The sequence below is a fragment of the Methylobacterium sp. J-059 genome (assembly GCF_022829485.1).
Taxonomy (GTDB): domain Bacteria; phylum Pseudomonadota; class Alphaproteobacteria; order Rhizobiales; family Beijerinckiaceae; genus Methylobacterium.
The window spans coordinates 1-26318 of the sequence record NZ_JAKSYA010000093.1; the positions used below are offsets into that span (position 1 = coordinate 1).

Consider the following 26318-nt stretch of genomic DNA (forward strand, 5'->3'; position numbering starts at 1 on the left):
ATCCAATAGCGCTGCAAGGCGGTGTGCTCTACTGTTGTTCGCCTCCAATTCCTTCGGGGCGCGGCGGGTATCACTTTGTATGTTGCGAGGACATCGGGTCGCCGGCTAACGACGGTGAGGAGCGTTGCGATCCCGGCGGCCTTGCTTGAGAAATATTTCGCAGCGGTTGCCGCAGCGTGCGCGATGACCAGGACGCGCGCGAAACACCGCGCTCTTCCCGCCTCCCGACGGGTCTCGGGCTTGCGCGCGATGCGCACCCTGTGGGCCCAAGTCGGGCAGGCCCGACTTGGGGACGGGGGAGGGAAGAGGCGTCGCGGCTTCGGTTGCAGGGATGAGAGCCGGGAGCGAAACGACGGCACGGGGCCGGGCCGATAGGAACCGGCCTCCACCCCCCTTCACGATCACCCGCGGCAGCGGGCCTTGATCGCGGCGGAGAATTCCTTCTCGGAGTCCTGGACCTGGGTCAGCCGGGCGCCGCGCTCGGAGCCCGAGAGGCAGCGTCCGTAGACGCCGGCGACGCGGCGCATGGTGTCCACGTGGCGGCGCCAGATCCGGCAGGCCTTGGCGTCGTCGCCGTCGGCCTGCTCGAGCTGGTCGAGCGCCTGCCGCTGCATCGATTGGGCGACGAGCACGTCGCGGGCGCAGGTGCCGTCGGCCGCGCCCTGCTGCGCCGCGGCCGCCGCGGGCATGGCGAGGAACGCCGCGAGCGCGGCCCGGCGCAGGAAGCGAGGCCCGCTCATGCGGCCTGCGAGGCCGAGGTGTGGGTGAGCAGCGCGTAGAGGGCGTGCCCGTCGCGGGCCGCGCGGATCCGGTCGAGGATTCCCGGCTCGCGCAGGATGCGCGCGACCTGGGCGAGCGCCTTCAGGTGGTCGGCGCCCGCGCCCTCGGGGGCGAGCAGCAGGAAGGCGAAGTCGACCGGGCGGCCGTCCAGGGACTCGAAGTCGACCGGGCGGTCGAGGCGGGCGACGAGCCCGAACAGCCGGTCGAGCCCCGGCAGCTTGCCGTGCGGGATCGCGACGCCGTCGCCAATGCCGGTGGAGCCGAGGCGCTCGCGCTGGAGCAGGGTCTCGTAGACGTCGCGGGCGTCGAGCGCCGGCAGGCGGCGGACGGCCTGGGCGGCGAGGTCCTGCAGCACCTGCTTCTTGGCCCGGGCGCGGAGCGAGGGCACCACGGAATCCGGATCGAGGAATTCCAGCATCGGCATTGAAGGACCGCCCGTCCGATCGAAAGCCATGGGGGCCCCGCCCCCATGAAGAGGGGGCGCGCCGCGTTGTCCGCGCGGCCCAGCCCCGAAAACATCAATCCCCGCGCCGACGGGCCGGTTCCGGCTCCCTCGGCTCAGGCCGCGGCGCTCGGTGGGTCGACCCAGCCGATCGCGCCGTCGCTGCGCCGGTATACGACGTTGATGCGGCCGGTGCCAGCATGGACGAAGACGATCACCGGGGCGCCGGTGAGGTCCAGCGCGGTGACCGCCTCGCTCACCGAGTGGCGCTTGAGGGTCTTGGTGCTCTCCGCCACGATCGGCGGATGGTTCGAGCCGTCGTCGGGCTCGTCCTCGTCCTCCTCCGGAGCGGCGAAGACCGCATAGGCCGCCTCGACCGCGGCGCCGTTCGGGCCCCCGTTCGGCCCTTGGGCGTGCTCCTTGAGCCGGTGCTTGTAGCGGCGCAGGCGCTTCTCCAGCCGGTCGGCGGTCTGCTCGAAGCTGGCGCGGGCGTCGTGCGCGGTGGACGACGCCTCAATGGTGAGCCCGGAGACGAGGTGCAGCACGCAGTCGGTGCGGTAGGCGGTGCCGTCGCGCCGGAGCGTGACGTGGCCGGTGCTCGAGTCGTTCATGTGCCCGTCGAGATACTTGGACAGGGTCGCCGCCATCCGCTCGTCGACCCGGCCCCTGAGGGCTTCGCCGAGGTCCAGGCCGTGGCCCGTGACGCGCAATGACCCCATGTATCCTCCGGTTTGGTTGACCCTGGTCTCTTGCCCGCGGATCGAGGCCCGCGGGATTCGGCGGAACGCCGACCCGCCGTCGCAGCGGGGGACGGAGTTAAGGAGCCGGCGCAGGGGAAGTCAACGGAGAGAGCCGGCCCCTCCGGCGGCGGCCGCGACCCCGGGGCGAACCCGAAGCCGCGGCGCCCGAGCGCGCACCGGCCTCGACCGCCGGCGCGTCACCCGCCCGCTCGGTCGCCGCCGGCCGGCTCGTGGATCGGGCAGCCGTTGAAGCGCTCGCGGAACGCGGCCGAGTGCTTGTAGGGCGCGTTGCGCGCCCGGTTGATGTTGCCGAGCGGCCGGTGGGCGGCGAGCCCGGTCCAGACGCTGAAGCGCATGCCCTCGTCGACCGCCTGCACCCGGCCCGGCTCCCAGCTGTCCTGCGGCCGGACGGTGATCAGGCCGACCCGCTGGAACGGCGCCTCCGCCTCGTCCCACTCCACCGTCGGATCCTCCACCGGCTGGCGTTCGAGGTCGCGGCAGAGCTGGACCCGGAACTCCCACACGCCCTCGATGCCCCGCATCTCGGACTGGACCGTCTCGCGGATCGCGTTCGGTCGCCCCGAGGCGTAGATCTCGGTGCCGGTGAGCGCGGTCAGCGCCGGGGCGACGGGGGCGACCGAGAACTTCGCGATGTGGTCGCCGTACCGGAACGGGGTGACGCTGTAGTAGGTCTCGCCGAGCGGATCGACGTTCGGTGCGCCGCCGAGCGCGCCGATGGTCGGGCTGTCGATGCCGACCGCGTGCAGCGCCTTGTTGACCCCGCGCAGCACGGTGGAGGCGGCGACCTTCAGGCCCTCGGCCCGGTCGGTGGTGCCGGCGAGCAGCTTCAGGCTGCCCAGGAACTTGTCGGCGTTCGGCGCCTGGAACACCGTGCCGTTGACGAAGATGAAGTTCTGCGTGGTGCCCTCGGCGTCGGGCAGCCGCTCGCCCGCGACGTCGAGCACCTTCAGGGCGAGGCCGCGCGGCAGCGAAACGGCGTCGGGCAGGATGTCGCCCGCGTTCGTCGAGAGCCGCAGGTAGACCTTGTGCTCGCCGGGCGTGGCGAACAGACCCTGCGCCAGCTCGGGCGGCAGGTCCGCGTCGATCCTGAGCACGCCCTCGAGGATGCCGTGCGCCTTGGCGTGGACGGAGCGCACCGCGTGCCCGGAATCCTCGGCCACCGTCTTGAGGATGGTGTCGAAGGTCTCGTTGAGCTTGTCGATCGTCCGCCCTTCCTCGACGGTCACGGTCTCGACGTCAGGATTGTAGTGAACCGGGCTCGCGAGCATGCAACGTCTCCTGAACTTGCTTGCGCACAACCAATCATGTCCGGATCCGTTCCCGGTTCGACCCTCGGGTCCAGGCTATAGGCCGCCGCGGACGGCGCACGCGACCGGTTCGCGGGCTCTCAGCGCGCCATCATCGCCCCGGGCTGCATCCCGCCCTGCGCATAGCGCTCGCGCCGGCGCTCGATCGAGGACGGGATCCGCAGCGATTCCCGGTACTTCGCCACCGTGCGGCGGGCGATGTCGACGCCCTCGCCGCGCAGCTTCTGCACCAGGGCGTCGTCGGAGAGCACGTCGTCCGAGGTCTCGCCGTCGACGAGCTGCTTGATGCGGTGGCGCACGGCTTCCGAGGAATGCGCGGCGGTGCCCGCCGCGCCCGGGATCGCGGCGGTGAAGAAGTACTTCATCTCCAGGGTGCCGCGGCTGGTGCCGATCGCCTTGTTAGAGGTGACGCGCGAGACGGTGGATTCGTGCATCCCGATCGCCTCGGCGACCGTCTTCAGGTTCAGCGGCCGCAGGTGCGCGACGCCGTGGACGAAGAACCCGTCCTGCTGGCGCACGATCTCGGTGGCGACCTTGAGGATCGTGCGCGCGCGCTGCTCCAGGCTCCGGGTGAGCCAGTTCGCGGTCTGCAGGGCCTCGGAGAGGAACGCCTTGTCCCCCTCGGCCTTCGCACCCCGGACCACGCGGGCGTAGTAGCTCTGGTTGACCAGCACCCGCGGCAGCGCCTCGCCGTTCAGCTCCACCAGCCAGGAGCCGTCGGGGGCCGCGCGCACGAACACGTCGGGGATCAGCACCTCGACGCCGCTGGAGCCGAAGGCCCGCCCGGGCTTGGGGTCGAGCCGGCGGATCTCGGCCAGCATCTCGACGAGGTCCTCGTCGTCGACGCCACACAGGCGCCGCAGCGCCGAGAAATCGCGCTTGGCCACGAGGTCGAGGCGGGAGACCAGCGCCTGCATCGCCGGGTCGAACCGGTTCTGCTCGCGCAGCTGGATCGCAAGGCACTCGGCGAGGTCGCGCGCGGCGATGCCGGCCGGATCGAAGCTCTGGACGAGCTTGAGCACGCCCGCCACCCGGTCGAGGGAGGCGCCGAGGCGCTCGGCCACCGCGTCGATCGATTCGCGCAGGTATCCGGCCTCGTCCACCACATCGATCAGGAAGCCGCCGATCAGCCGGTCGGTGGCGTCGCGGGTGGCGAGGTCGAGCTGGCGGCCGAGATGCTCGCGCAGGGAGGTCTCGACGGTGAGCGTCGCCTCGAAGTCCGGCGCCTCCGAATCGAAGCTGCCGCCGGTGCTGCCGTAGGGCGCGGGCGTCAGCGAGAGCATGTCGCCGGTGGCCGCCTCGCGGATCGGGCTCGGCGCGTCGTCGGGGTAGACGTTGTCGAGGCGGGCGTCGAAATCGCCGTCGATCTCGCCGCGGCCCGGGTCGACCTCGGCGGCGGTCCACTCGGCGGCGCCCTCGAAGGTCTCGGCGGCGGGTTCCGCGCCCTCGGCCGGCCCCTCGGACGGCTCGGCCTCGGCGCGCTCCAGGAGCGGGTTGCGCTCCAGCTCGGCATCGACGTAGGCCGCGAGATCGAGCTGGGAGAGTTGGAGAAGCTTGATCGCTTGCAGAAGCTGCGGTGTCATCACCAGGGACTGGCCCTGGCGCATTTCCAGCCGTTGCAGCAAACTCATCGCGTGGCCTCGGTCCTCTTCGGTGAACAGGCCGCGCCCCGCGTTATTACGCTATAGGCACGGTTCTTGCTTAAGCCCTAGTGAAACGCTGTAAACCGATCCCGGCCGCGCGTCAAAGCGTGATGGCCGGTCGTCGCGTTGGTTCGGGGGACGGTGGCACCGGCGCCACAGCCATGGGGGGCGCCCGTCCCGCTCGCCGACCCGGCCGCGCACGAAGGCCTCGCGCGCCGCGGCGGCGCGATCCGGCTCGGGAATCGTGCGGCTCGGCCGGCCGGCGGGGGCGCGGTTCGGCACTCGCGCATGCGGCGATCGGGGGCGATGGCCGCCACCCTGCAGCCGTCGCCAGGGCGGCGCGGGACGTCGCGGATGCGGTCGAGGCGCCGCAGCTCGTGCCGCGCTCCGGTCCCGTGCTCAGCTGCGCAGGCCGGGCGCCTCCTGGCCCGTGCGGGCGACGTACTCGGTGTAGCCGCCGCCGTACTGGTGGATGCCGTCGGGCGTGAGCTCGAGCACCCGGTTCGAGAGCGCGGCCAGGAAGTGGCGGTCGTGGCTCACGAACAGCATCGTGCCCTCGTAAGCGGAGAGCGCGTCGATCAGCATCGCCTTGGTGCCGATGTCGAGGTGGTTGGTCGGCTCGTCGAGCACCAGGAAGTTCGGCGGGTCGAACAGCATCTTGGCCATCACCAGCCGCGCCTTCTCGCCGCCCGAGAGCACCCGGCAGCGCTTCTCGACGTCGTCGCCCGAGAACCCGAAGCAGCCGGCGAGCGCGCGCAGGGAGCCCTGGCCGGCCTGCGGGAAGGTGCTCTCCAGGTCCTGGAACACGGTGAGGTCGCCGTCGAGCAGGTCCATGGCGTGCTGGGCGAAGTAGCCGAGCTTGACGCTGCCGCCGACCGCCACCGTGCCGTCGTCGGGCTGGGCCGAGCCCGTCACGAGCTTCAGCAGCGTCGACTTGCCGGCGCCGTTGACCCCCATCACGCACCAGCGCTCGCGCCGGCGGATGCCGAAATCGAGGTTTTGGTAGATCGTGCGGCTGCCGTATCGCTTGTGCACGCCCTTCAGCATCACGACGTCGTCGCCCGAGCGCGGCGCCGGCTGGAACTCGAACGCCACCGATTGCCGGCGCTTCGGCGGCTCGACGCGCTCGATCTTGTCGAGCTTCTTCACCCGGCTCTGCACCTGGGCGGCGTGGCTCGCCCGCGCCTTGAAGCGCTCGATGAACTTGATCTCCTTGGCGAGCATCGCCTGCTGGCGCTCGAACTGCGCCTGCTGCTGGCTCTCGTTGAGCGCGCGCTGCTGCTCGTAGAAGGCGTAGTCGCCCGAGAAGGTGGTCAGCGTGCCGCCGTCGATCTCGATCACCTTGCCGACGATGCGGTTCATGAACTCGCGGTCGTGCGAGGTCATCAGCAGCGCGCCCTCGAACCCCTTGAGGAAGGATTCGAGCCAAATCAGGCTCTCGATGTCGAGGTGGTTGGAGGGCTCGTCGAGGAGCATCACGTCCGGGTTCATCAGCAGGATGCGGGCAAGCGCCACGCGCATCTTCCAGCCGCCGGACAGCTTGCCGACGTCCCCGTCCATCATCTCCTGGGAGAAGCTCAGGCCGGCCAGCACCTCGTAGGCTCGGCCTTCGAGCGCGTAGCCGTCGAGCTCCTCGAAGCGCGCCTGGACCTCGCCGTAGCGGGCGATCAGCGCGTCCATCTCGTCGGCCCGGTCGGGATCGGAGAACGCCGCCTCCAGCGCCTTCATCTCCAGGCCGACGGCGCTGACCGGGCCGGCGCCGTCCATCACCGCCGAGACGACGCTGCAGCCCGACATCTCGCCGACGTCCTGGCTGAAGTAGCCGATGGTGACGCCGCGATCGGTGGCGACCTGGCCCTCGTCGGGCTCCTCCTCGCCGGTGATCATCCGGAACAGGGTGGTCTTGCCGGCGCCGTTGGGGCCGACGAGGCCGATCTTCTCGCCCTTCTGCAGGGCGGCTGACGCCTCGATGAAGACGATCTGCCGGCCGTTCTGCTTGCCGATCTTTTCGAGGCGTATCATGCGGTCAGGGACCCTCGGGATGGTCCCGCGGGCCTTACGGCATCGGGCCCGCGACCGGAAGGGCGCCGGGCTATCGCGCGAAGCGGGCCTGCAGGCTGTGCCCGTGCATCCGCGCCGAGAACACCACCTTGGCGCCGGCGGGCAGCGGCCCCTTGAGCGCGCCGACCATGCGGTTCGGCGCGGCGCCGGCGAGCGGCACCGTCTCGGTCCCGGCCCCGGTCTGGACGAAGGCCTTGCCCGTCAGCCCCGCGGTCGCGGCCGGGCCGCCGTCGTCGTCGGTGACGAAGAACGTCAGCGCGGTCTCCGACGCGACGAGCTCGATCGGATGCCCGTCCGCCACCACCACGACGCCGCCGTTCGGGCCGGCGGCGCGGGCCGGGGCGGCGAGGGCGAGGAGGAGGGCGATGGCGAGGACGGGGCGCATGGACGGCTCCTGGGTTTTACGGGGTGGCGACATTGGTTCAGCAGGACTAGGTGCGTCTTCCCTCCCCCCTTTGCGGGGGAGGGAAGTGACGCACCGTCAAAACGCATCGGCCGTCGCAACCCCGGTCGGCGCCTCCGCCCGGGCGGCGGCGCGCAGGCGCTCCACCGGCCGGCGGCCGAAGCCGAGGAACAGGATCGGCGTCAGCACCGTGTCGAGCAGCGTCGCGCTGATCAGGCCGCCGAAGATCGTCACGGCGACCGGGTGCAGGATCTCCTTGCCGGGCGCGTCGGCGCCGACGAGCAGCGGCGCCAGCGCGATGCCGGCGGCGAGCGCGGTCATCAGCACCGGCGTCAGCCGCTCCAGGCTGCCGCGGATCACGAGGTCCGGCCCGAACGGCAGGTCCTCGTGGATCGCGAGGTTCAGCCAATGGCTGATCTTGAGGATGCCGTTGCGCGTCGCAATGCCGGTCAGGGTGATGAAGCCGATCATCGAGGCGACCGAGAGCGGCTGCCCGGCGAGCCACAGGGCGACCACCGAGCCGATCAGCGCCAGCGGGATGCTGCCGAGGATGATCAGCGTCAGCACGGCCGAGCGGTAGCGCCCGTAGAGCAGGGTGAAGACCAGCGCCAGCGACACGAGCGAGAGCAGGCCGATGGTGCGCGCCGCCTCGCCCTGCGCCTGGAACGCGCCTTCGAGGCTGGTCGCGTACCCGGCCGGCAGCTGCGTCCCCCCGACCTGCTGGCGGATGGCGGCGACGACCCGGCCCATGTCGGCGCCGGGCGCGGTGTTGGCCTGGACGACGATGCGCCGGCGCGCGTTCTCGCGAAGGATCTGGTTCGGGCCGTCGGTCTCGCGGATGTCGGCGATCTGGCGGGCCGGCACCCAGCCGGAGGGCGTCTCGACCAGGAGGTCGCCGAGCGCCTGGGTGGTGCGCTGGGTGTCGGAGAGCCGCATCACCACGTCGAAGCGGCGGATGCCGTCGACCACGCGCGAGACCACCTGGCCGTTCGAGAGCCGGCTCAGCTGGTCCACGAGCGCCGCCGGCTGCACCCCGTACAGGGCGGCCCGCGCGTAGTCGACGCGGACCTCGAGCTGCGGGATCAGCACCTGCTTCTCAACCTGCAAGTCGGCGATGCCGGGGATCGCGGACAGGCGCTGGCGCAGGTCGTCGGCGAGGCGCCGCAACGTATCGAGGTCGTCGCCGAAGATCTTCAGCGCGATCTCGGCGCGCACCCCCGAGAGCATATGGTCGAGCCGGTGCGAGATCGGCTGGCCGACGTTGACGGAGACCGGCAGCAGGGCGAGGCGGGCGCGGATGTCGGCGACGAGGGCGTCCTTGGGCCGGGCGCCGGGCTTCAGGTCGACCTCGAGGTCGGAGGAGTGGACGCCCTCGGCATGCTCGTCGAGCTCGGCCCGGCCGGTGCGGCGGCCGACCGAGCGCACGTCCGGGATCTCGAGGAGCAGGCGCTCGGCCACCAGCCCCATCCGGTTGCTCTCGGGCAGCGAGATGCCGGGGTTGAACGCCATGTTGACGGTGAACGAGCCCTCGTTGAACGGCGGCAGGAAGGCGCGCGGCAGCCACGTCGCCGCGACGGCGGCGGCCGCGACCGCGAGCCCGGCCGCGAGCAGGATCGGGCGCCCGCGGGGCAGGGCGACGCGCAGGGTCGCGGCCAGGGCACGCTTGAGCCCGCGGATCAGCCCGCTCTCGTGCTGGTCGAGGCGCTTGAGGCCGGGCAGGAGGTAGTAGGCCATCACCGGCGTCAGGGTGATCGAGACCACGAGGCTCGCCAGGATCGCGACGATGTAGGCCTGCCCCAGCGGCGCGAACAGCCGGCCCTCGATGCCGGAGAGCGCGAACAGCGGCACGAACACCAGCACGATCACCATCGTCGCGTAGACGATGCCCGAGCGCACCTCCTGCGAGGCGGAGACCACCACGTCGAAGGTCGAGCGCGGGTCGCCCGCCGCGCGGTTCTCGCGAAGGCGCCGGAAGATGTTCTCGACGTCGACCACGGCGTCGTCGACCAGCTCGCCGATGGCGATGGCGAGCCCTCCGAGGGTCATCGTGTTGATCGACAGGCCGGCGAGGTGGAAGGCGATGGCCGTCGCCAGGATCGAGACCGGGATCGCGGTGAGCGAGATCGCCGTGGTGCGCAGGTTCAGCAGGAACGCGAACAGGACGATCGCCACCACCGCGATCGCTTCCACCAGCACGTGCTCGACATTGCCGATCGAGGTCTCGATGAAGTTCGCCTGCCGGAAGATCAGCCGGTCGGCGCGCACGCCCTTCGGCAGGGTGGCGGTGATTTCGGCGAGCGCCGCCTCGATCCGCGCGGTAAGCGCGACGGTGTCGGTGCCGGGCTGCTTCTCCACCGAGATCACCACCGCCGGCGCGCCCATGTAGCCGGCATCGCCCCGCTTCACGCGCGCCGAGAACGACGCCTCCGCCACCTGCCGCAGGAAGACCGGCCGCCCGTCGACCGTGGCGACGACCATGTTGCGCAGGTCGTCGAGGTCCATCGTCCGGCCGAGGTTCCGGATCAGGTATTCGCGGGCGTACTGGTCGGTGAAGCCGCCGCCGGTGTTGGTGCCGAACTGCGCCAGCGCCGCCTCGAGCTGGGCCTGCTTGACGCCGAGCGCCCGCAACGCGGCGGGCTGCGGCGCGACGCGGAACTGGCGGACCTCGCCGCCCATCGGGATCACCTGCGCGACGCTGGGAATCGAGAGCAGGCGCGGCCGGATCGTGAAGTCGGCGATCTCGCGCAGGCGCATCGGATCGACCGTGTCGCCGGTGAGCGCGACCATGACGATCTGCCCCATGATCGAGGAGATCGGCCCCATCGTCGGGCTCACCTCCGCCGGCAGCTGCGGCCGCGCCATCGCAAGGCGCTCGGCCACCTGCTGGCGGTTGCGGTAGATGTCGGTGCCCCAGTCGAACTCGACAGTGACCACCGACAGCCCGACGCCGGAGACCGAGCGCACCCGGGTGACGCCGGGCAGCCCGTTCATCTGCGTCTCGAGCGGGAAGGTGACGAGCTGCTCGACCTCCTGCGGCGCGAGCCCTTCGGCCTCCGACATGATGGTGACGGTGGGCCGGTTGAGGTCGGGGAAGACGTCGACGGGCAGCCGCGTGACGGTGAAGGCGCCGTAGACGACGAGGATCGCGGCGACGGCGAGCACCGCCAGCCGGTTCCGCAGGGCCTGGGTTACGAGGAGCGTGAACATGCGCGGGCTCCCGTCAGCGGATCTGGTTGAGGAGCTCGGCGCCCTGCGTCACGATCCGCCGGCCGGGCTCGAGCCCGGAGACCACCCGGACGCGGGCGGCGTCGAGGGGCTCGACCTGGACCTCGCGCGGCGCGAAGCGCTCGGGGGCGACGTGCTCGTAGACCAGGGTCTGGCCGTTGCCGCCGCGGACCACGCCGAGCCGCGGCAGGGCGAGGCCGGTCTGCTGCGTGTCGGTGGCGGCGAGCACCGTCACGAACTGGCCGGTGCGCAGCTCGGGCGGTGCGTCGCGCACGGCGAACTGGATCGGCACCGCCTGGGCCCGGTCGGCGAGGCCGGCGCCGCGATAGGCGAGCTCGAGCCGTCGGCCGTCGGCGAGCCGCGCGGTGGCGTCGGCGGTGCTGGCGAGCGCGTCGAAGCTCAGCGCCTCGACCCAGAGCCGGGACGGGTCGACGATCTTGAACACCATCGCGCCCGGGCTCGCCATCTGGCCGGCGACCGCGTTGGCCTCGGCGATCACCCCCGAGACCGGCGCGGCCAGCGCCTCCGGCTGCGAGCGGACGCCGTCGAGCGCCGTGCGGCGGTCGACGAGGCCCTTCAGCTCGGCATCCGCGTCGTCGATCTGCACCTGCGAGACCGCGCCGCCGGGGCTCAGCTTGCGGTAGCGCTCGACCCGGCGCGCGACGATGGCGATCTGCTGGTCGAGCTCGCCCTGGCGCTGGCGCATGTCGGACACGTCCACCGCCTGGACCGGCGGCGTGACGAAGGCCAGCACCTCGCCCTTGCGCACGCGGGTGCCGAGGCGCGGGAACAGGCCGGATTCCGGCGGCGACAGCCGGCCGCCGACCGAGGATTGCACCACGCCGCTGCCGTTCGGGTCGGCGATGATCCGGCCGGGCAGCTCGGTCGTCCGCGCCAGCACGCCCGACGCGGTGACGAGGGTGCGCAGGGTCAGCACGCGCTGGGTGGGTTTCGGCACGAACACCGACCCGTCGGGCAGGCGGCGGGCGAGGTCCTGGGCGCCGGTGGCGGCCATCGGGGTCGGGGCCTCGTGGTCGTCGTCCCCGTGCGCGAAGGCCGCCGGCGCCAGCACGAGCCCGGCCGCGAGCACGACGAGGGCGAGTGCCGCGCCGCTCCGGCGCCCGCGCATCAGCACCGTCGCGAGGATGCCGAGCACGAAGCCGGCGCCGCCGACGAGGAACGGCATCGGGTCGGCGCTGCGCAGGTGCAAGCCGAAATCGTGGGCGACGGCGAGGCCGGCATGCCACGGCGCGGGCTCGGGCGTCGGGGCCGGCGGCACCGGCACGTCGAGGTCGACCGGGAACAGGTCGGTCTTGCCGCCGACGGTCACCGTGAACAGCACGTCGTAGTCGCCGGGCACCGCGCTCCAGGGGGCGTCGAGGCGGTAGCTCCCGTCGGGGCCCGCGACCGCAGCGGCCTTGCCCGCCGGCGTCTCCGCCTCGATCGTCGCGTCGGCCACGGGCTCGTTGGTGTCGGCGCGGTCGAGGAACACCGTGAGCCTGCCGTCGCGCGCCACCGCAACGAGCTCGAGCGCGTCGGTGCTCGACGCGCCGCGCGGGGCCTCGACGGCGGGCGCCGCCTTCGGCCCGTCGGAATGGTCGTGGCCTTCGTGGGCGCGCGCCGCGCCGGCCCACAGGCCGAGGGTGAGCGCGGCCGCCGCGAGGGCAGCCGGGAGCCGGATCGTCATGGGAGAGCAACCTTCGCATCGGGACGGGCGCGACTCGTCGGGACGAGCCGCGTGGCGCGCGCCGGGGCGGCGCGCGCAGCCTCAGGCGAAGGGTCTGGGGGGCTCGGGAAGGGCCTCGGATACGGCGCTCGGGCGCACGGAATCCGGCCCCATCGCGACGCGGTCGCCGCTCGGGCGGTCGGCGCGGACGCCGTCCCCGTCCGAGGCCGCGACGAAGACGTGGGCGCAGCAGCAGCCCGGGCAGGCGAGGCAATCCGCCCGGTCGGCGGCGGCCTCCGGCGCGGCGATCACGGCGGCGACGCCCGGGGCGGCCTTCGAGGCGTGCCCGACGCGCGCATGCCCGGCGCCGGGGTGGTGGGCGTGCCCGGCATGCGCCTGGGCGAAGGCCGGGACCATGACGAGAAGCGCCGCGACCCGAAGGATCGCAGCGAGCCGTCGCAGAAGGTGCCGGGCCTGTCGCATCGTGCGTGAGCCTAGCACGATTCGGGCTTCTGGACAGGGCGTCGAAGCGGGTCCACCGGGGCGTGGCCGTCCCCGGCGCGAAGGGCGGACGCCGCATCCGCTTCGGTCGCGGCTCCGCAGGTGGCGAGGGCATCGACGACCGCTTCGGGGTGGCGATGGATCGTCCAGATCAACGTCATGGCCGTGGCGTTCGGCCTGGACTTGCCCTGTTCCCAGTTCTTGACGGTCGCTTCCTCCAGCCCGAACCGGAGCGCGAACTGGGCTTGCGAGAGATGCAGGGCCTCGCGCACGCTTCGGACGGAGATCGGGTCGGGTGCATGCTTGCGGACGGCGATGCCCAGCGCCGTCAGTTCCGACGTCAGCCGGCTCAGGCTCTCGACCTTCGGCACCTCGACATAGGCCTCGCCGGTGTCGAACACGTCCGTCATGACCGCGTGAGCCGCCTTCACCGGAAGATGCCTACGGACCAGGGCGCGGGCCGCCGCCACCGTGTCGAGGTGCGCGTCCGGCAGCCGCTTGAGGCTGAGGCGCTCTACGGAGCCGTCGGGGACGAGGGTCCCGTCCCGGATTTGCACCCGTGGTCCGAACGCCGCCAACAATGTGGATCGCGTCGACATCCAATTCCTCCATGACCCCCTGCGCGATGTCGCGGAGCACGGACGCGCCCCACTTCGTCATCGGGTCGCCGCCGACGTGCATGCCGTTCAGCTCGAGGGATCGCCCCGAGAGCGTCACCTCGGCCATCACAGCGAGCGAACCCCAGGGGGTCCGCACCTCGACCGTGAAGATCGGGTCGTCGCTGTTGGCATGATCGACGACGATCCGAACCTTGCAGGCCGACAAGGAGCTCTTCCTGTGCGCAGATTGCCTATAAGATAAAAAGATGCGCAGACGTCAAGGCCTCTGCAGCCCCGATCGGGATCGAGGCTCGGAAGGCGATGGCTCCGAATCGCGGGCGCAAGGGTGCCATGACGGAGGGAGGGACGTCGCTTCGAGCGCCGGGCGCGGGGGCATCCGAGGCTGCGGCTCCTACTTCCCGCCCGTCCGCGCCAGGATCGCCCGCATCTGGGCGATCTCGCGCTCCTGCGCCTTGACGATCTCCTCGGCGAGCGCCCGCACCTCCGGGTCCTTCGAGTATTGCAGCGCGACCCGCGCCATGCCGACGGCGCCCTCGTGGTGGGGGATCATGCCGCGCACGAAGTCGGCGTCGACGTCGCCGCTGTAGCGGATCGCCATGTCGGCGTGCATCCGCGCGTCGACGGCGCGGAACGCCCGGGTGGAGGGCGCCTCGCCCGCGGCCGGCGCGGGATGACGGCCGGCGTGGTCCATGTGCTCGTGGTCCATGCCCTGTGCCAGCACCCTGCCAGCGAGGAGGACGGCGACGGCGATCAGGGCGGGCCGGACGGTGTTGCGCATGGGGTCGGGTCTCCTCACGGGGATGCGCCGCACCGTGGAGCTTGCCGGCGTGGCAAGGTCAACCGCCACGGTCGCGCCGGGATGCGTCCGGGCCGCCGCCGAGCAGCCGGCCGCCAAAAATCCCGTTCAGCCCGATCACGCCGAGCACGGTGACCGCGTGGATCAGGAGGTCGGTCGCGGTGGCGTCGTGCGGGTGAAACGGCACGAGGAGGGTCGCCGCGGCCGCCGCCGCCGCGAGGCCGCCGAGCGCTGCGGTAAGGTTCGGGTGCAGCGGGCAGGCGCGGCGCAGCATCGCCACCAGCAGCACGGAGAGCGGCAGCGAGACGCCGACGAGGAAGGCGAAGCAGCCGCCCATCGCGTGCCCGTCGGCCGGCGTGGTGCCGGGGGCGAGCCAGCCGCGCAGGCACCCGAGGCCGCTCGCGCCGATCCAGAATGCGGCCGGCGCCAGCGGCAGCAGCGCCCAGCGCAGGGAGCGGCCGGGCACGCTCGTCATGAAGGCGGCGAGCGCGGCCGCGACCGCGGTGAGACCGGCGCCGAGGGCGGCCACGCGCAGGTCCGGCGTGGCGAGGCGGATGCGCAGGCCGTCCATGTCGGCCATCGGCATCAGGATCGCGGCCAACGCCAGAACCGCCGCGAGCCAGGCCGCCGCGCGCCAGGCCGGCGGGCTGAGCCGGCGCACCGGCGCGAGGCCGCCGACGAGGTCGTCGACCAGGGACTCGTGCACGGATTCAGACATCGCCGCCCTCCTTGTCCCGGGCCAGCGTCCCCCGCAGCGCCTTCAGGGCGCGGTGCAGGTTCACCTTCAGCGCGCCCTTGCTGCGGCCGGTGAGCGCCGCCGCCTCCTCGAGCGAGCGCTCGGCATAGGCGAGCTGCTCCACCGCCTGCCGCTGCCCGTCCGGCAGCGCCGCGACGGCCCGCGCCAGCGCGGCGTTGCGCTGGTCGGCCTCGATGCGCATGCCCGGGGCGGGGCCGGCATCGGCGTGGGCCTCGTAGGCGAGGGGATCGTGCACCTCCTGCGGGCGGCGCCCGGCCCGGCGCAGCCGGTCGATCGCCCGGCGCTGGGTGATGGCGCGCAGCCACGGCAGGAAGGGCCGCGCCGGGTCGTAGCTCGCCCGCGCCTTGTGGATCGTCAGCAGCGTGTCCTGCACCACGTCGTCGACCGCCTCGCCGCGCACCCCTTGCGCGCGGGCGATGCCCGCGATCACCGGCAGGCAGGCGTTGAGCAGCCGGCGATAGGCCGCCGCATCGCCCCCCTGCGCCGCGGCCATCGCCGTCGCCAGACTGTTCTCGAGCGCCATCGCCGCCCTGTCGCCGCGTCGTGTCCCGGACCCTAGCGCAACGCGGCCCCCGGGGGAACGCGCCGGCAGCGGTGGAACCGGGCCGATGGCGGGCAGGTACATCGGCAAGCCTCGCGGGAGACGTCGGGCGCCCATCGCCCGCGCTCGTCTTCGCCGAGGAACGCGCGACGGTTACGCTCGGGCGGCCGGCCCGAGCCGCGCCGCGCCGAGGATCCGCCCGTCGGCGCCCTGCACGATCACCGCGGCGTCGGCGCCGGCCGGCAGCGGCACTTCCAGCGTCGCCGCCTGCCCGGCCCAGCGGCCGATCTCGGACACGGCGCGGACGATGTTGGCCTGGGCGAGGGTGCGGCCGGCATTCTCGCCGCGGGCGACCCGGGTGGCGTGGCTCGGATCGAACCCGACCAGCGTCACGGTGCCGGCCCCGCGCCCGGCGCCGAGCGTGACGACGAGGGCGTCGCCGCGCCGTGCCAGCGCCACCGGCGCCTCGGCGGCGGCGGCGGCCTGCGCGCGGGCGATCGCGGCGCGGACCGCGCCGGCGTCGGAGCCGACGAGCCCGACCTGCCCGTCGATCACCGCCTCGGGGGTGTACGAGCCGCCGCCGAGCCTTTCGGCGTAGGCCGCCTGCCGACGGGTCGCCGCCGGCAGGGCGAAGGTGTCGCGCCAGTCGAGGTGGTCCCAGTAGGTGACGTGGAAGGCGAGCGGCAGCACGGCGCCGCCCTCGCGCGCGATCTGCCCGAGCAGCGCCTCGGCCGGCGGGCAGGACGAGCAGCTCTGCGAGGTGAACAGCTCGACCACCACCGGCCGCCCGGCCGCGTCCGCCGGGGAGACGGCGGAAGGGGAGAACGGGGCGCCGAGCAGGGCGGCGAGGAGCGCGAGCGAGATCGTGCGACGCATGGCAGGTCTCCGGACGGGTGCGATGCCGTGCCCTTCGCGGCCCGGCCGGGCCGGTTACCCGGGCTTACCCCTCGGTCTCCTCGCCGGCCGGCTTGTCGTCGTCGCGGGCGCGGTGGAGCAGGAAGATCGAGGCCACCATGGTGAGGATCAGGCCGGCGAGCACGCCGAGCTCGATCATCGAGGCCTGGAACAGGGCCGCCTTCTCCTGCGTCCAGTCCTTGCCGTGCATGATCTCGGAGGATTGCAGGGTGATCACCAGCACCCGCCGGATCGAGGCGATCAGCCCGACGATCAGGAACGGCTCGCAGGTGAGCTTGCCGGAGCGCATCGAGACCCGCACCGTGTGCAGGATCTCCACCAGCATCAGCAGGAACAGCAGCCGGTCGACCACCTCCAGGGTCTGCGCGGCGCCCCCGAGCGAGCGCAGCGCCTCGAAGGTGAGCCCGACGGCGTCGACCAGCGCGATCAGCGCGGTGAAGGCCAGCAGCAGGCCCAGGGCCGCGTAGATCGCGTGCTCGGTGTGGAGGAAGACGAAGCTCGACGCGCGGGTCAGGCGCCCCTGCGATTGCGGATCGTCGGCCATGGCGTGCCTCCCGGACGCGTCTTCGTTCCGATGAGACAGGATCGTGCGGCCGGCGTCCAGCGGAAGCTTGGCGGCGGGCGGGGATCGCGGGCGTCCGCGCGGCGGAACGGTTTCCGGGATGGTCCCGTTGCTCTCGTGCAACATAGGAGAAAGACATGCTGACCGGCGGCCTGCTGTGGCTCATCGGGATCCCGATCCCCGTCATCCTCCTGATCTGGTTCTTCTTCCTGCGCGGCCGCTGAGGGCGGAGGGCGCTCCGCACGGGACCGCTCGGCGTCCCCGTGCCTTCTCCGTCCGCGCGTGCTTGCGTCGTCCGCGCCCGCAGCGGAAGCACCGCAACGAAAAGGGCCGGCGCGCCTCGCGCGCACCGGCCCCGAACGCCTGCGGATCGCGCTACTTGGTGATCTTCACCGAGACCGGGTCGCTCGACGGGAAGGTCTCCTCGAGGGCGTCGTCGAGGCGCTCGCCCATCTTGTCCTGCTGGTTGGCGGGGTTCTTCTCGTCGCCGGGCTTGGCGCTGCCCTGCTGGAACCCCGGCTTGTCCGCGCCCTGCGGCGTCTTGGTGTCGTCGGTCATCGGGGCTGCTCCTGCCGTCACGAGGCGCCGAGGGCGGCGCCGGTGCCGGATCAACGCGAGGCGGCCCCGGGTGTTTCACGCCGCGTCGGCCGGGGGAGGGCGGCGCGCGAGGTCGCCCGGCCCGGCGCCGCCTCGCGCAGCACCGCCTCGTAGACGCCGGCGAGGCGGTCGAGATGGGCGTCGAGGGTGAGCGGCGCGGCCCAGTAGCGGGCATGCGCGGCCCGGCCCATCCGGGCGGCGAGCGCGTCGTCGGCGAGCCGGCGCAGGTGGGCGGCGAGCGCGTCCGGGTCGCCGGAGCGGAACAGGAAGCCGGTCTCGCCGTCGACCACCGCCTCGCGGCCGGCGCAGGCGTCGCTCACCACCACCGGCGTGCCCAGCGCCAGCGCCTCGTAGACCGTGAGCGGCTGGCCCTCGTACCAGACGCTGGGAAAGACCAGCGCGCGGGCGGCGCCCATCAGCGCCTGAACGCCGGTGGCATCGCGCCAGCCGAGCATCGCGGCCTCGGGGTAGCGCGCGGCCAGCGCCGCCCGCTGCTCGCCGTCGCCGACGAAGACCGCGCGGATGCCGGCCCGCCGCGCCGCCTCCGCGAAGATCGGCGCGCCCTTCTCGGTCGAGATCCGTCCGACGAACAGAAAGTCGCCCGGCGCCCGCTCGGTCATCGGCCGGTGCGCCACCGCGATCGGGTTGTCGACCCGGTGGAAGCGGGTCCCGCGCGGCAACAGCGGGCCGACCACCCGCTCCTGCAGGTCGCTGATCGTGATCACGTGGCGGAAGAGCGTCGGCAGCTCCGCGACCTGCGTCATGCCGAGGTGGCGGACCACCCGCGCGAGCTTGCGCGGGAAGCTCTGCGCATCGCAGTTCGTCGTCAGGCACGCGCCCAACATCGGCGTGCGGTGGCAGATCGCGGCGGCCGGATATTCGTAGAACCCCCCGGTCGGGCAGACCAGGAAGAACTCGTGCATGGTGTAGAGCAGCGGCAGCCGCGCGCGCCGCAACGCCACGCCGATCGACGGCGACAGCGCCTTGGCGAAGGCGTGGACGTGGACCACGGTGTCGTCGGGGTCGCACGTCGCCAGTTCCGCGGCGAGCGCGCGGGCCGCTTCGCGGTTCCAGATCGCCTGCGCCAGGAAGGCGAGCTTGTTCGTCGTGGTCGAGATGTCGTCCTGGTTCAGGCAGACCACGCGGATGCCGGCGGCGGCCAGGCGCGGGTCGGCCGGGCCGCAGGCGGCGAACAGCGTCACGCGGGTGCCGCGGGCGGCGAGCCCGAGGGCCGAGTCGAGCGCGACCTTGGCCTGGCCGCCGTTGACGTAGGCGTGGTCGGCGACGAGGACGACGTGCACGAGGCGGCTCCCGCTCCCTGGATGTCCCCACGTTTACCGGACCGCAGTTGATCCCGCGTAAACCTCGGGCACGCCGCCGATCTGCGGTTGTTCCCGCTCGGATCGTCCCCGCTCGACCGCCTGATCTCTCGATCTCCTGCGCCGGTGTCGCCATGCACGTCGTGATCCTGGCCGAGTTCGCGAGCCCGAGCGGCGGCGCCGAGAAGGTCGCCGTCGAATCGGCCCGCGGGCTGGCCGAGGCCGGGCTCCGGGTCACCTACGTCCAGGGCGTCGCCGGCCCGGTCGACCCGCTGCTCGACCATCGCAACCTCACCCGGATCTGCCTCGACCTGCCGGACGTGTGGGCGCGCAACCCCGTCGCCGCGGCGGTCGCCGGCATCTGGCACGCCCGCGCCGCGCGGGCGCTCAGCGACGCAATCGGGCGGATGGCGCGCGCGCCGGACGTCGTCCACGTCCACCAGTGGACCCGCAGCCTGTCGCCCGGGATCTTCCCGGTGCTGCTCGCCACCGGCGCCCCGGTGGCGCTGACGCTGCACGACTACTTCCTGGCCTGCCCGAACGGGGTCTACTACCGCTTCGACACGGCCGAGCCCTGTGCCCTCGCGCCGATGTCCGCCGCCTGCATCCTGGCGCCGTGCGATGCCAGGAGCCGCCTGCACAAGCTGGTCCGCGTCGCCCGCACCGCGGCGGCGCGGCGGGCGGTGTCGGGACGCGGGCTCCACGTCGTCCACGTCTGCGACGCGAGCCGCGCGCGGATGGGCGCGATGCTGGGCGGCTACGGGCTCACGCATCACCGCATCGACAACCCGGTGCGGGTCGCCCCCGGCGCCCCGGCCGCGCCGGAGCGGGGCGACGCCGTCGCCTATGTCGGGCGCCTGACCCGCGAGAAGGGCGCCGACCTCGTCGCGGCGGCCGCCCGCGAGGCCGGCCTGACGGCGTTGCTCGTCGGCACCGGGCCGCTGGAGGCGGAGCTGCGGGCCATGCCCCACGTCGAGATGCTGGGCTGGCAGGCGCCGGAGGCCGTGCAGGCGGTGTTGCGCCGCCGCGCCCGTGCGCTCGCCGCGCCGTCGCGCTGGTTCGAGACCGGGCCGCTCACCGTCTACGAGGCGCTCGCCGCCGGCATCCCGGTCGTCGCCTCCGACCGCTCCGGCGCCGCCGAGAAGGTGCTGGACGGCACGAGCGGCTTCGTCGTGCCGCCCGAGCCCGCCGCCCTGTCGGCGGCCTTCGCGCGCCTCGCCGACGACGCTCGCGTCGCCGCGATGGGCCGGGCCGCCCACGGCCGCTTCTGGGCCGCGCCGATGACCATCGCCCGGCACGCCGAAGCCTCGGCCGCGCTGTATGCCGGCTTGCTGCGCACGCGGCGTGACGCGATGCAGCACGCATAGGCCGGCGCGGCGCCCGACCCGCGCCCGCCCGGAGGACGATGCGAAGCGATCGGCCGATCAGATCAAGTTTCCGTGCGGTTTCGCGATCCCCCGCGACGTCACGATCGCGCCGTCGTCGCCATCGTGCCCCTGTGCCCGACGGATGATTGCAGCAACATCGGGGGCAATCTGTCAGGTGTGGCGCTTGGTGGGGTCTCGGATCGATGCCGAGGCTAGAGTCTCTGCTTAATAAGCGCGGCTTTCGCCTCGAAAAGCGGCGTCTTGACTTATTATTGCAATGCAACATAAATCCGCCTCGCACGGGCGATCGCTTCGAGACCGCCGGTGACGACGCCACCCGAGGAGCCGATTCATGCAGACCCCGAATTTCGAGATCCCGACCGAGATGCGCGATTTCGCCGAGAAGAGCGTCGACCAGGCCCGCACCGCCGTCGGCACCCTGATGGGCAACGCGCTCAAGGCCGCCGAGCAGGTCCAGAGCTCGGGGCTCAACCTCCAGTCCTCGATGCAGGCCGCCGTCGCCAAGGGCTTCGACCACGCCCAGACCAACGCCAACGCCACCTTCGACTTCGCGCAGAAGCTCGTGCGCACCAAGGACCTGCGCGAGGCCTTCGAGCTGCAGTCCGAGTTCGTCCGCAGCCAGATCGCCGCGATGCAGGCGCAGGCCAAGGACCTCGGCGCGCTCGCGCAGAACGCCGCGCGCTGAGCCGCCGCTCGGCCCCGTGCGGGGCCGAGGATCTTCCGCCGCGCACCGGCGCGGCGGCCCCAGCCTTCGGTCGGCACCGGGCTGGATCGTCCGGTCTCGCGGCCGTCGCGTCGGCGTGCCGATCCGCGGGCGCCGATCGCCGCCGCACCCCCGATGCATTGCGCCGGCCGGCAACTGGACTACGTTCGGCCCGTGCGATTCGGGCTCAAACGGAACGACACGCGGACGGCCTCAAGGGATCTCGACGATGGGCAAGCAACGGACGCCGCAGGGACGATCGACCGGCCGCCGCTCCTCCTCGACCCCGCCCGGCACCCTGCAGGCCAAGGCGGGTGAGGCCAAGGCGGGTGAGGCCAAAAGCGCTCGCGCCGCCGCGCTCGAGGCGGCGCTGCACCCGCCGGAGGAGTCGCTCCCGCCGGTGCCCTCCGAGGCGCCTCCCGAGCCGCTTCACGCGCACCTGATGGATACGGTCTCGCCCGAGGCCCTCGGCACCGCGACCGGCACCCCGACGTCGGCGCCCGAGCCGGAGGCCCCCCCGGCCGAGATACCGGTCCCCGCCGACGCCAACCTGGCCGAACCCGCCTTCGCCGAGATTCCGAATCCCGAAGCGCCGCCGGTCTCCGAACCGGAAGTTGCCGGCCCGGCTGCGGACACGGCGGCCGCACCTGTCAATGAGCCCGTGCCTGCCGACGAGCCCGTGCCGGTCGCGGCCGCCGCGCCGGAGCCGGAGGCTCCGCCCGCCTACACCAACGTGGTCCCGCTGAAATCCGCCGCGCCGGCGCGGCCGCCCGAGCCCCGGTCGGCGCCCCAGCCCGGCGAGGCGCCGGTGCAGCTGTCGGACGGTGCGCTGCCGTCGCCGGCCTCCTGGCGCGCCGGGCGCCGACCCGTCCCGGCCCTGCGTCAGGACCTCGAAGGCCTCGGCGAGACCCTGTTCGCCTTCATGCGCGACGAGAGCTCGGCGGTGCTGACCCATCTCAACGCGCTGAAGGACGCGCGCTCGCCGGCCGACGCGATCCGCCTGCAGGTCAACGAGATGCAGCGCGTCGCCGACGCCTCGCTCACCTGCTGGAGCGAGCTCGCCCGCCGCGCGACGCGGATCGTCGGCCACCGCTGAGGCTGCCGCGCCGCCGTCCGCTCGCCAACGCGCGGATCCCGGCAAATCCGACGCGTCGTCGCGCCGAAGGCGAGCCCGGGAGCCAGGACCGCCGGTCGCGCCCCGATCGGTCTCGTCGGGGGGCCGGATCCCGGGTTCTGTTGCGCAGCCCCGGGATGACGGAAAGGAGCCGGTTCGGTTGGCGCGCGGCATCCGTGCACGAGACCGCCGGCGGCGGAACGTCCCTGTCGCCTCCGGGTCACAGCCGCTGCCGGAATGGAGCTTGGCCGGAAACCTCCGGTTAACCATGTCGCTCCTATGCCGTATCGGAGGCTCGGGAGGCCGACCGATGCTGCGATCCGCGCGCCTGATCCGTTCCGCGATCCTGACGGCCGCCGTCGCGCTCGCCGCGATGCCCGCCTGCGCGCAGAACGGCGACCGGGCCCCGCCCGCGGTGGCGATCGCGGCCGACCTCGCCGCCTCGCCCGCGGGCACCAAGCTCACCCTCACCCTGTCGAAGCCGGTCGATGCCCGCGCCTTCGTGATGGAGCGCCCGGACCGGGCGGTGATCGACCTCGCCGAGGTCAACTTCCAGCTCGCGCCCGAGACCGGCCGCCGCCGCGAGGGCCTGGTGCAGTCGTTCCGCTACGGGCTGTTCGCGCCGGGGCGCTCGCGCATCGTCGTCGATCTCGCCGGCCCCGCCACCGTGGGGCGGATCGAGACCGCGACGCGCCCGCGCGACGGCGCCGTGATCCTCACCGTGCCGTTCCAGCGCGCCGACCGCGAGAGCTTCCGCAAGGCGGCCACCGCCGGCGACCTCGCCCCCGCGGCCGGCAAGGCCGTGGCGCCGGCCGAGCCCGCCGACCGGCGCCCGCTGATCGTGGTCGATGCCGGCCACGGCGGCATCGATCCCGGCGCGATCGCGGTGGGGGGCGTGTTCGAGAAGGACATCGTCTTCGGCTTCGCCCAGGCGCTGGTCGCCCGGCTCGAGGCCGGCGGCCGCTACCGGGTGGCGATGACCCGCGACCGCGACGTCTACGTGCCGCTGTCCGAGCGCGTGCGCATCGCCCGCGACGCCAAGGCCGACCTGTTCGTCTCGATCCACGCGGATTCGATCTCGTCGGCGCCGCAGGTGCGCGGCGCGACGATCTACACCGGCTCGGAGAAGGCGACCGACAGCGAATCTGCCAAGCTTGCCGAGCGCGAGAACAAGGCCGACGCCGCCGCCGGCGCCGAATCCGGCGACGGGCCGCCCGAGATCGCCGACATCCTGCAGGAGCTGACGCTGCGCGAGACCCGCGGCTTCTCGTCCGGCTTCGCCAAGACCCTGATGGGCCAGCTCGGGCCGGTGATGGAGATGAGCACGAAGCCGCACCGCGAGGCCGGCTTCAAGGTGCTGCGCTCGCCCGACGTGCCGAGCGTGCTGGTCGAGCTCGGCTACCTGTCGAGCCAGCGCGACCTCGACCTGCTGCAATCGGCCGAGTGGCGCGCCTCCGTCACCGGCTCGATGGCCAAGGCGATCGACCAGTTCTTCGGCAACCGGGCCAGCCTGGTCCGCCCGGTGGTGCCGAACCGCCGCTCGGCGGCAATCGCCCCAGTTTCACCATAGATCCGGTGTCGATACGGGGCACTCGAGACCCCGTCGCGCCGTCCATTCTTCGGTCATCGTCGGCGGGGATCTTCCAGGCTGCGGGCATGCCGGATCGGCGTGCGCCTCGCGGGCAGCCCCGACCCCCCTAGCCGAATGCGCTCCGCGCGCGGCCGAAGAAACCGACGGACGGGAAACCGGATGCGCCTCATCCTTCGCTTCTTCGGCTTCCTGTTCAGTGCCTTCGCGGTGCTGTTCGTGATCGCGGCCGCGGGCGGCGCGTTCTTCTACTGGAAATACAGCCAGGACCTGCCGGACCACGCCGTGCTCGCCAACTACGAGCCGCCGGTGATGACCCGCGTCCACGCCGCCGACGGCTCGCTGCTGGCCGAGTACGCCAAGGAGCGCCGGCTCTACCTGCCGATCCAGGCGATGCCGAAGATCATCGTCGCCGCCTTCCTCTCGGCCGAGGACAAGAACTTCTACAAGCACGGCGGCATCGACCCCGAGGGCATCGTGCGCGCGGCGCTGACCAACGCCAAGAGCGGCAAGCGGCAGGGCGCCTCGACCATCACCCAGCAGGTCGCGAAGAACTTCCTGCTCTCGAACGAGCAGACCTTCGACCGCAAGATCAAGGAAGCGCTGATCGCGCTGCGGATCGAGGCGACCTACTCCAAGGACAAGATCCTCGAGCTCTACCTCAACGAGATCTTCCTCGGCACGATCGTGCCGGGCCGCAACCTGCACGGCGTCGCCGCCGCGGCGCTGGATTATTTCGGCAAGTCGGTGCACGAGCTGACGATCAACGAGGCGGCCTACCTCGCCGCGCTGCCGAAGGGGCCGAACAACTACCACCCCTACCGCAAGACCCAGGCGGCGCTCGACCGCCGCAACGAGATCATCCGCCTGATGGCGGAGAACAACTACATCACCAAGGAGGAGGCGGACGCCGCCAAGAAGATGCCGCTCGGCGTCAACCCGCGCGTCGCCTTCCCGAACGCCGCCAACGCCAACTACTTCACCGAGGAGGTCCGCCGCGAGATCTCCGAGCGCTACGGCGAGAAGAAGCTCTACGAGGGCGGCCTGTCGGTGCGCACCACCCTCGACCCGAAGATGCAGGCCCTCGCGCGCAAGGCGCTGGTCGACGGCCTCGTGCGCTACGACCAGTCCCATGGCTGGCGCGGCCCCGTCACCAAGGTCGACCTGACCGGGCGCGACTGGGGCATGGCGGCGGCCGAGGTGAACGCGCTCGGCGACGTCGCGCCGTGGCGGCTCGCCGTGGTGCTCGGGCAAGGCGGCGGCGGCGTGCAGATCGGCCTGCAGCCCAAGCGCGAGGCCTCGGGCCAGGTCGCCAAGGACCGCGACACCGGCACGATCCCGCCGGACGGCATGCGCTGGGCCGGCCGCCCGAACCTCGCCGCCGGCGATATGATCTACGTCGAGGCGATGGATGGCGGCCGTGGCCAGTACCGCCTGCGCCAGAAGCCCGAGGTGTCCGGCGCCATCGTCGCGATGGACCCGAACACCGGCCGCGTGCACGCGATGGTCGGCGGCTTCTCCTACGACGAATCCGAGTTCAACCGCGCGACCCAGGCGATGCGCCAGCCCGGCTCGTCGTTCAAGCCGATCGTCTACTCGGCGGCCCTCGACAACGGCTACACCCCGTCCTCGATCGTGCAGGACTCGCCGATCACCATCGAGGCCGGCCCCGGCCAGGAGGCGTGGACGCCCTCGAACTACGACGGCAAGTCCGGCGGGCCGCACACCCTGCGCTACGGCATCGAGCACTCGAAGAACCTGATGACGGTTCGGCTCGCCAAGGACGTCGGCATGCCGCTGATCGCCGAGTACGCCCGCCGCTTCGGCGTCTACGACGACATGCTGCCGGTGCTGCCGATGTCGCTCGGCGCCGGCGAGACCACCGTCATGCGGATGGTCACCGCCTACTCGATGCTGGCCAATGGCGGCCGCCGCATCCGCCCGACCTTGATCGACCGGATCCAGGACCGCATCGGCGAGACGATCTACCGGCACGACAACCGCAAGTGCGTCGGCTGCGATGCCGAGAAGTGGTCCGGGCAGGACGAGCCGAAGCTGGTCGACGATTCCGAGCAGGTGCTCGACCCGCTGACCGCCTACCAGATGGTCTCGATCATGGAGGGCGTCGTGCAGCGCGGCACGGCGACGATCCTCAAGCAGATCGGCAAGCCGCTGGCCGGCAAGACCGGCACGACCAACGACGCCAAGGACGCGTGGTTCGTCGGCTTCTCGCCGGACCTCGCGGTCGGCATCTACATCGGCTTCGACAAGCCGCGCTCGCTCGGCGACCGCGCCACCGGCGGCGGCCTCGCCGCGCCGATCGCGCTCGACTTCCTCAAGGTCGCCCTCAAGGACAAGCCGCCGACCCCGTTCCGGGTGCCGCCGGGCATCAAGCTGATCCGCGTGGCGCTCGGCTCCGGCATGCGCGCCGGATCGGGCGAGGGCGCCGGCACCATCCTCGAGGCGTTCAAGCCCGGCACCGCGCCGCCGGATTCCTACGTCGCTCCGGCCGGCCAGGCCGCGGCGCCGGCCACCGTCCCGGCGGATGCCGACCGCGCGGTGCAGGCCGGCGGGCTGTACTGAGCGGGATGCCTCTCTTCCCTCCCCCTGAAGCGGGGGAGGGGGACGT

Annotated in this window: 23 protein-coding genes; 5 read left to right on the top strand and 18 right to left on the bottom strand. The window is 72.6% G+C overall.

Features of this window, described 5'->3' with window-relative positions:
• Positions 1 to 401: 401 nt before the first annotated feature.
• From MKK55_RS09915 to MKK55_RS10000, 18 genes are all read right to left on the bottom strand, one after another.
• Entirely contained in the window at positions 402 to 740 is a 339-nt protein-coding gene (locus MKK55_RS09915) for a hypothetical protein (RefSeq protein WP_409566043.1), read from the bottom strand.
• Positions 737 to 1204 (bottom strand): PTS sugar transporter subunit IIA, encoded by a 468-nt coding sequence (locus MKK55_RS09920; RefSeq protein ID WP_147729862.1) that lies wholly within the window; start codon positions 1202 to 1204, stop codon positions 737 to 739. The genes MKK55_RS09915 and MKK55_RS09920 overlap by 4 nt, the downstream gene beginning before the upstream one ends.
• A gap of 134 nt (positions 1205 to 1338) precedes the next feature.
• Positions 1339 to 1941, bottom strand: a complete 603-nt coding sequence (gene hpf, locus MKK55_RS09925) for a ribosome hibernation-promoting factor, HPF/YfiA family (RefSeq protein ID WP_147729861.1) — start codon at positions 1939 to 1941, stop codon at positions 1339 to 1341.
• A 218-nt stretch (positions 1942 to 2159) separates the two neighbouring features.
• Positions 2160 to 3251 (bottom strand): catalase family protein, encoded by a 1092-nt coding sequence (locus MKK55_RS09930; protein WP_243934498.1) that lies wholly within the window; start codon positions 3249 to 3251, stop codon positions 2160 to 2162.
• Positions 3252 to 3370: 119 nt separating this feature from the next.
• Positions 3371 to 4921 (bottom strand): RNA polymerase factor sigma-54, encoded by a 1551-nt coding sequence (gene rpoN, locus MKK55_RS09935; protein ID WP_243934500.1) that lies wholly within the window; start codon positions 4919 to 4921, stop codon positions 3371 to 3373.
• Between the two features lie 411 nt (positions 4922 to 5332).
• Complete coding sequence (locus tag MKK55_RS09940; protein WP_147843958.1) at positions 5333 to 6955, bottom strand: ABC-F family ATP-binding cassette domain-containing protein; 1623 nt, start codon at positions 6953 to 6955, stop codon at positions 5333 to 5335.
• A 70-nt stretch (positions 6956 to 7025) separates the two neighbouring features.
• Positions 7026 to 7379, bottom strand: a complete 354-nt coding sequence (locus MKK55_RS09945) for a hypothetical protein (protein ID WP_187274913.1) — start codon at positions 7377 to 7379, stop codon at positions 7026 to 7028.
• 96 nt (positions 7380 to 7475) lie between these two features.
• The gene (locus tag MKK55_RS09950; RefSeq protein ID WP_243934501.1) at positions 7476 to 10604 is read right to left on the bottom strand and encodes an efflux RND transporter permease subunit; all 3129 of its coding nucleotides are present in this window, start codon (positions 10602 to 10604) and stop codon (positions 7476 to 7478) included.
• Between the two features lie 13 nt (positions 10605 to 10617).
• On the bottom strand, positions 10618 to 12309 hold the full coding sequence (locus MKK55_RS09955; RefSeq protein WP_243934502.1) for an efflux RND transporter periplasmic adaptor subunit: 1692 nt from the start codon (positions 12307 to 12309) through the stop codon (positions 10618 to 10620).
• An 81-nt stretch (positions 12310 to 12390) separates the two neighbouring features.
• Entirely contained in the window at positions 12391 to 12771 is a 381-nt protein-coding gene (locus tag MKK55_RS09960) for a hypothetical protein (protein ID WP_243934503.1), read from the bottom strand.
• 11 nt (positions 12772 to 12782) lie between these two features.
• Entirely contained in the window at positions 12783 to 13346 is a 564-nt protein-coding gene (locus MKK55_RS09965; RefSeq protein WP_243934504.1) for a helix-turn-helix domain-containing protein, read from the bottom strand.
• Between the two features lie 454 nt (positions 13347 to 13800).
• Entirely contained in the window at positions 13801 to 14187 is a 387-nt protein-coding gene (locus MKK55_RS09970) for a DUF305 domain-containing protein (RefSeq protein ID WP_147844540.1), read from the bottom strand.
• Between the two features lie 58 nt (positions 14188 to 14245).
• Positions 14246 to 14923 carry an NrsF family protein gene (locus MKK55_RS09975; RefSeq protein WP_147859993.1) on the bottom strand — a complete coding sequence of 226 codons (678 nt, stop codon included), beginning with the start codon at positions 14921 to 14923 and terminating at the stop codon, positions 14246 to 14248.
• Complete coding sequence (locus MKK55_RS09980) at positions 14916 to 15485, bottom strand: RNA polymerase sigma factor (protein WP_243934505.1); 570 nt, start codon at positions 15483 to 15485, stop codon at positions 14916 to 14918. Before MKK55_RS09980 ends, MKK55_RS09975 begins: the two co-directional genes overlap by 8 nt.
• A 171-nt stretch (positions 15486 to 15656) precedes the next feature.
• Positions 15657 to 16379, bottom strand: coding sequence for a DUF1223 domain-containing protein (locus MKK55_RS09985; protein WP_243934507.1), 723 nt, complete (start codon positions 16377 to 16379; stop codon positions 15657 to 15659).
• A 64-nt stretch (positions 16380 to 16443) separates the two neighbouring features.
• Positions 16444 to 16962 carry a phosphate-starvation-inducible PsiE family protein gene (locus tag MKK55_RS09990; RefSeq protein WP_243934509.1) on the bottom strand — a complete coding sequence of 173 codons (519 nt, stop codon included), beginning with the start codon at positions 16960 to 16962 and terminating at the stop codon, positions 16444 to 16446.
• A 393-nt stretch (positions 16963 to 17355) separates the two neighbouring features.
• Complete coding sequence (locus tag MKK55_RS09995; protein WP_147844753.1) at positions 17356 to 17538, bottom strand: hypothetical protein; 183 nt, start codon at positions 17536 to 17538, stop codon at positions 17356 to 17358.
• A gap of 50 nt (positions 17539 to 17588) precedes the next feature.
• The gene (locus MKK55_RS10000; RefSeq protein WP_243934511.1) at positions 17589 to 18878 is read right to left on the bottom strand and encodes a glycosyltransferase family 4 protein; all 1290 of its coding nucleotides are present in this window, start codon (positions 18876 to 18878) and stop codon (positions 17589 to 17591) included.
• 152 nt (positions 18879 to 19030) lie between these two features.
• Between MKK55_RS10000 and MKK55_RS10005 the strand changes: the two genes are divergently transcribed.
• The 5 genes from MKK55_RS10005 (at position 19031) to MKK55_RS10025 (ending at position 26272) form a co-directional block, all read left to right on the top strand.
• Positions 19031 to 20263 carry a glycosyltransferase family 4 protein gene (locus tag MKK55_RS10005; RefSeq protein ID WP_243934512.1) on the top strand — a complete coding sequence of 411 codons (1233 nt, stop codon included), beginning with the start codon at positions 19031 to 19033 and terminating at the stop codon, positions 20261 to 20263.
• Between the two features lie 352 nt (positions 20264 to 20615).
• Entirely contained in the window at positions 20616 to 20969 is a 354-nt protein-coding gene (locus MKK55_RS10010; protein ID WP_147729981.1) for a phasin, read from the top strand.
• Between the two features lie 247 nt (positions 20970 to 21216).
• On the top strand, positions 21217 to 22083 hold the full coding sequence (locus MKK55_RS10015; RefSeq protein ID WP_243934513.1) for a hypothetical protein: 867 nt from the start codon (positions 21217 to 21219) through the stop codon (positions 22081 to 22083).
• A gap of 328 nt (positions 22084 to 22411) precedes the next feature.
• Positions 22412 to 23671, top strand: a complete 1260-nt coding sequence (locus MKK55_RS10020; RefSeq protein WP_147728853.1) for an N-acetylmuramoyl-L-alanine amidase — start codon at positions 22412 to 22414, stop codon at positions 23669 to 23671.
• Positions 23672 to 23851: 180 nt separating this feature from the next.
• The gene (locus tag MKK55_RS10025; protein ID WP_147843715.1) at positions 23852 to 26272 is read left to right on the top strand and encodes a penicillin-binding protein 1A; all 2421 of its coding nucleotides are present in this window, start codon (positions 23852 to 23854) and stop codon (positions 26270 to 26272) included.
• Positions 26273 to 26318 lie beyond the last annotated feature (46 nt).

Excerpts from the sequence above, each read along its gene's own strand:
- MKK55_RS09985 (WP_243934507.1), bottom strand. The coding sequence starts at position 16,379 with ATGCGTCGCACGATCTCGCTCGCGCTCCTCGCCGCCCTGCTCGGCGCC.
- MKK55_RS10005 (WP_243934512.1), top strand. The coding sequence starts at position 19,031 with ATGCACGTCGTGATCCTGGCCGAGTTCGCGAGCCCGAGCGGCGGCGCC.
- MKK55_RS09915 (WP_409566043.1), bottom strand. The coding sequence starts at position 740 with ATGAGCGGGCCTCGCTTCCTGCGCCGGGCCGCGCTCGCGGCGTTCCTC.
- MKK55_RS09950 (WP_243934501.1), bottom strand. The coding sequence starts at position 10,604 with ATGTTCACGCTCCTCGTAACCCAGGCCCTGCGGAACCGGCTGGCGGTG.
- MKK55_RS10010 (WP_147729981.1), top strand. The coding sequence starts at position 20,616 with ATGCAGACCCCGAATTTCGAGATCCCGACCGAGATGCGCGATTTCGCC.
- MKK55_RS10015 (WP_243934513.1), top strand. The coding sequence starts at position 21,217 with ATGGGCAAGCAACGGACGCCGCAGGGACGATCGACCGGCCGCCGCTCC.
- MKK55_RS09980 (WP_243934505.1), bottom strand. The coding sequence starts at position 15,485 with ATGGCGCTCGAGAACAGTCTGGCGACGGCGATGGCCGCGGCGCAGGGG.
- MKK55_RS10020 (WP_147728853.1), top strand. The coding sequence starts at position 22,412 with ATGCTGCGATCCGCGCGCCTGATCCGTTCCGCGATCCTGACGGCCGCC.
- MKK55_RS09920 (WP_147729862.1), bottom strand. The coding sequence starts at position 1,204 with ATGCCGATGCTGGAATTCCTCGATCCGGATTCCGTGGTGCCCTCGCTC.
- MKK55_RS09990 (WP_243934509.1), bottom strand. The coding sequence starts at position 16,962 with ATGGCCGACGATCCGCAATCGCAGGGGCGCCTGACCCGCGCGTCGAGC.
- MKK55_RS09995 (WP_147844753.1), bottom strand. The coding sequence starts at position 17,538 with ATGACCGACGACACCAAGACGCCGCAGGGCGCGGACAAGCCGGGGTTC.
- MKK55_RS09970 (WP_147844540.1), bottom strand. The coding sequence starts at position 14,187 with ATGCGCAACACCGTCCGGCCCGCCCTGATCGCCGTCGCCGTCCTCCTC.
- MKK55_RS09940 (WP_147843958.1), bottom strand. The coding sequence starts at position 6,955 with ATGATACGCCTCGAAAAGATCGGCAAGCAGAACGGCCGGCAGATCGTC.
- MKK55_RS10025 (WP_147843715.1), top strand. The coding sequence starts at position 23,852 with ATGCGCCTCATCCTTCGCTTCTTCGGCTTCCTGTTCAGTGCCTTCGCG.
- MKK55_RS09960 (WP_243934503.1), bottom strand. The coding sequence starts at position 12,771 with ATGCGACAGGCCCGGCACCTTCTGCGACGGCTCGCTGCGATCCTTCGG.
- MKK55_RS09975 (WP_147859993.1), bottom strand. The coding sequence starts at position 14,923 with ATGTCTGAATCCGTGCACGAGTCCCTGGTCGACGACCTCGTCGGCGGC.
- rpoN (WP_243934500.1), bottom strand. The coding sequence starts at position 4,921 with ATGAGTTTGCTGCAACGGCTGGAAATGCGCCAGGGCCAGTCCCTGGTG.
- MKK55_RS09955 (WP_243934502.1), bottom strand. The coding sequence starts at position 12,309 with ATGACGATCCGGCTCCCGGCTGCCCTCGCGGCGGCCGCGCTCACCCTC.
- MKK55_RS09945 (WP_187274913.1), bottom strand. The coding sequence starts at position 7,379 with ATGCGCCCCGTCCTCGCCATCGCCCTCCTCCTCGCCCTCGCCGCCCCG.
- MKK55_RS09930 (WP_243934498.1), bottom strand. The coding sequence starts at position 3,251 with ATGCTCGCGAGCCCGGTTCACTACAATCCTGACGTCGAGACCGTGACC.
- hpf (WP_147729861.1), bottom strand. The coding sequence starts at position 1,941 with ATGGGGTCATTGCGCGTCACGGGCCACGGCCTGGACCTCGGCGAAGCC.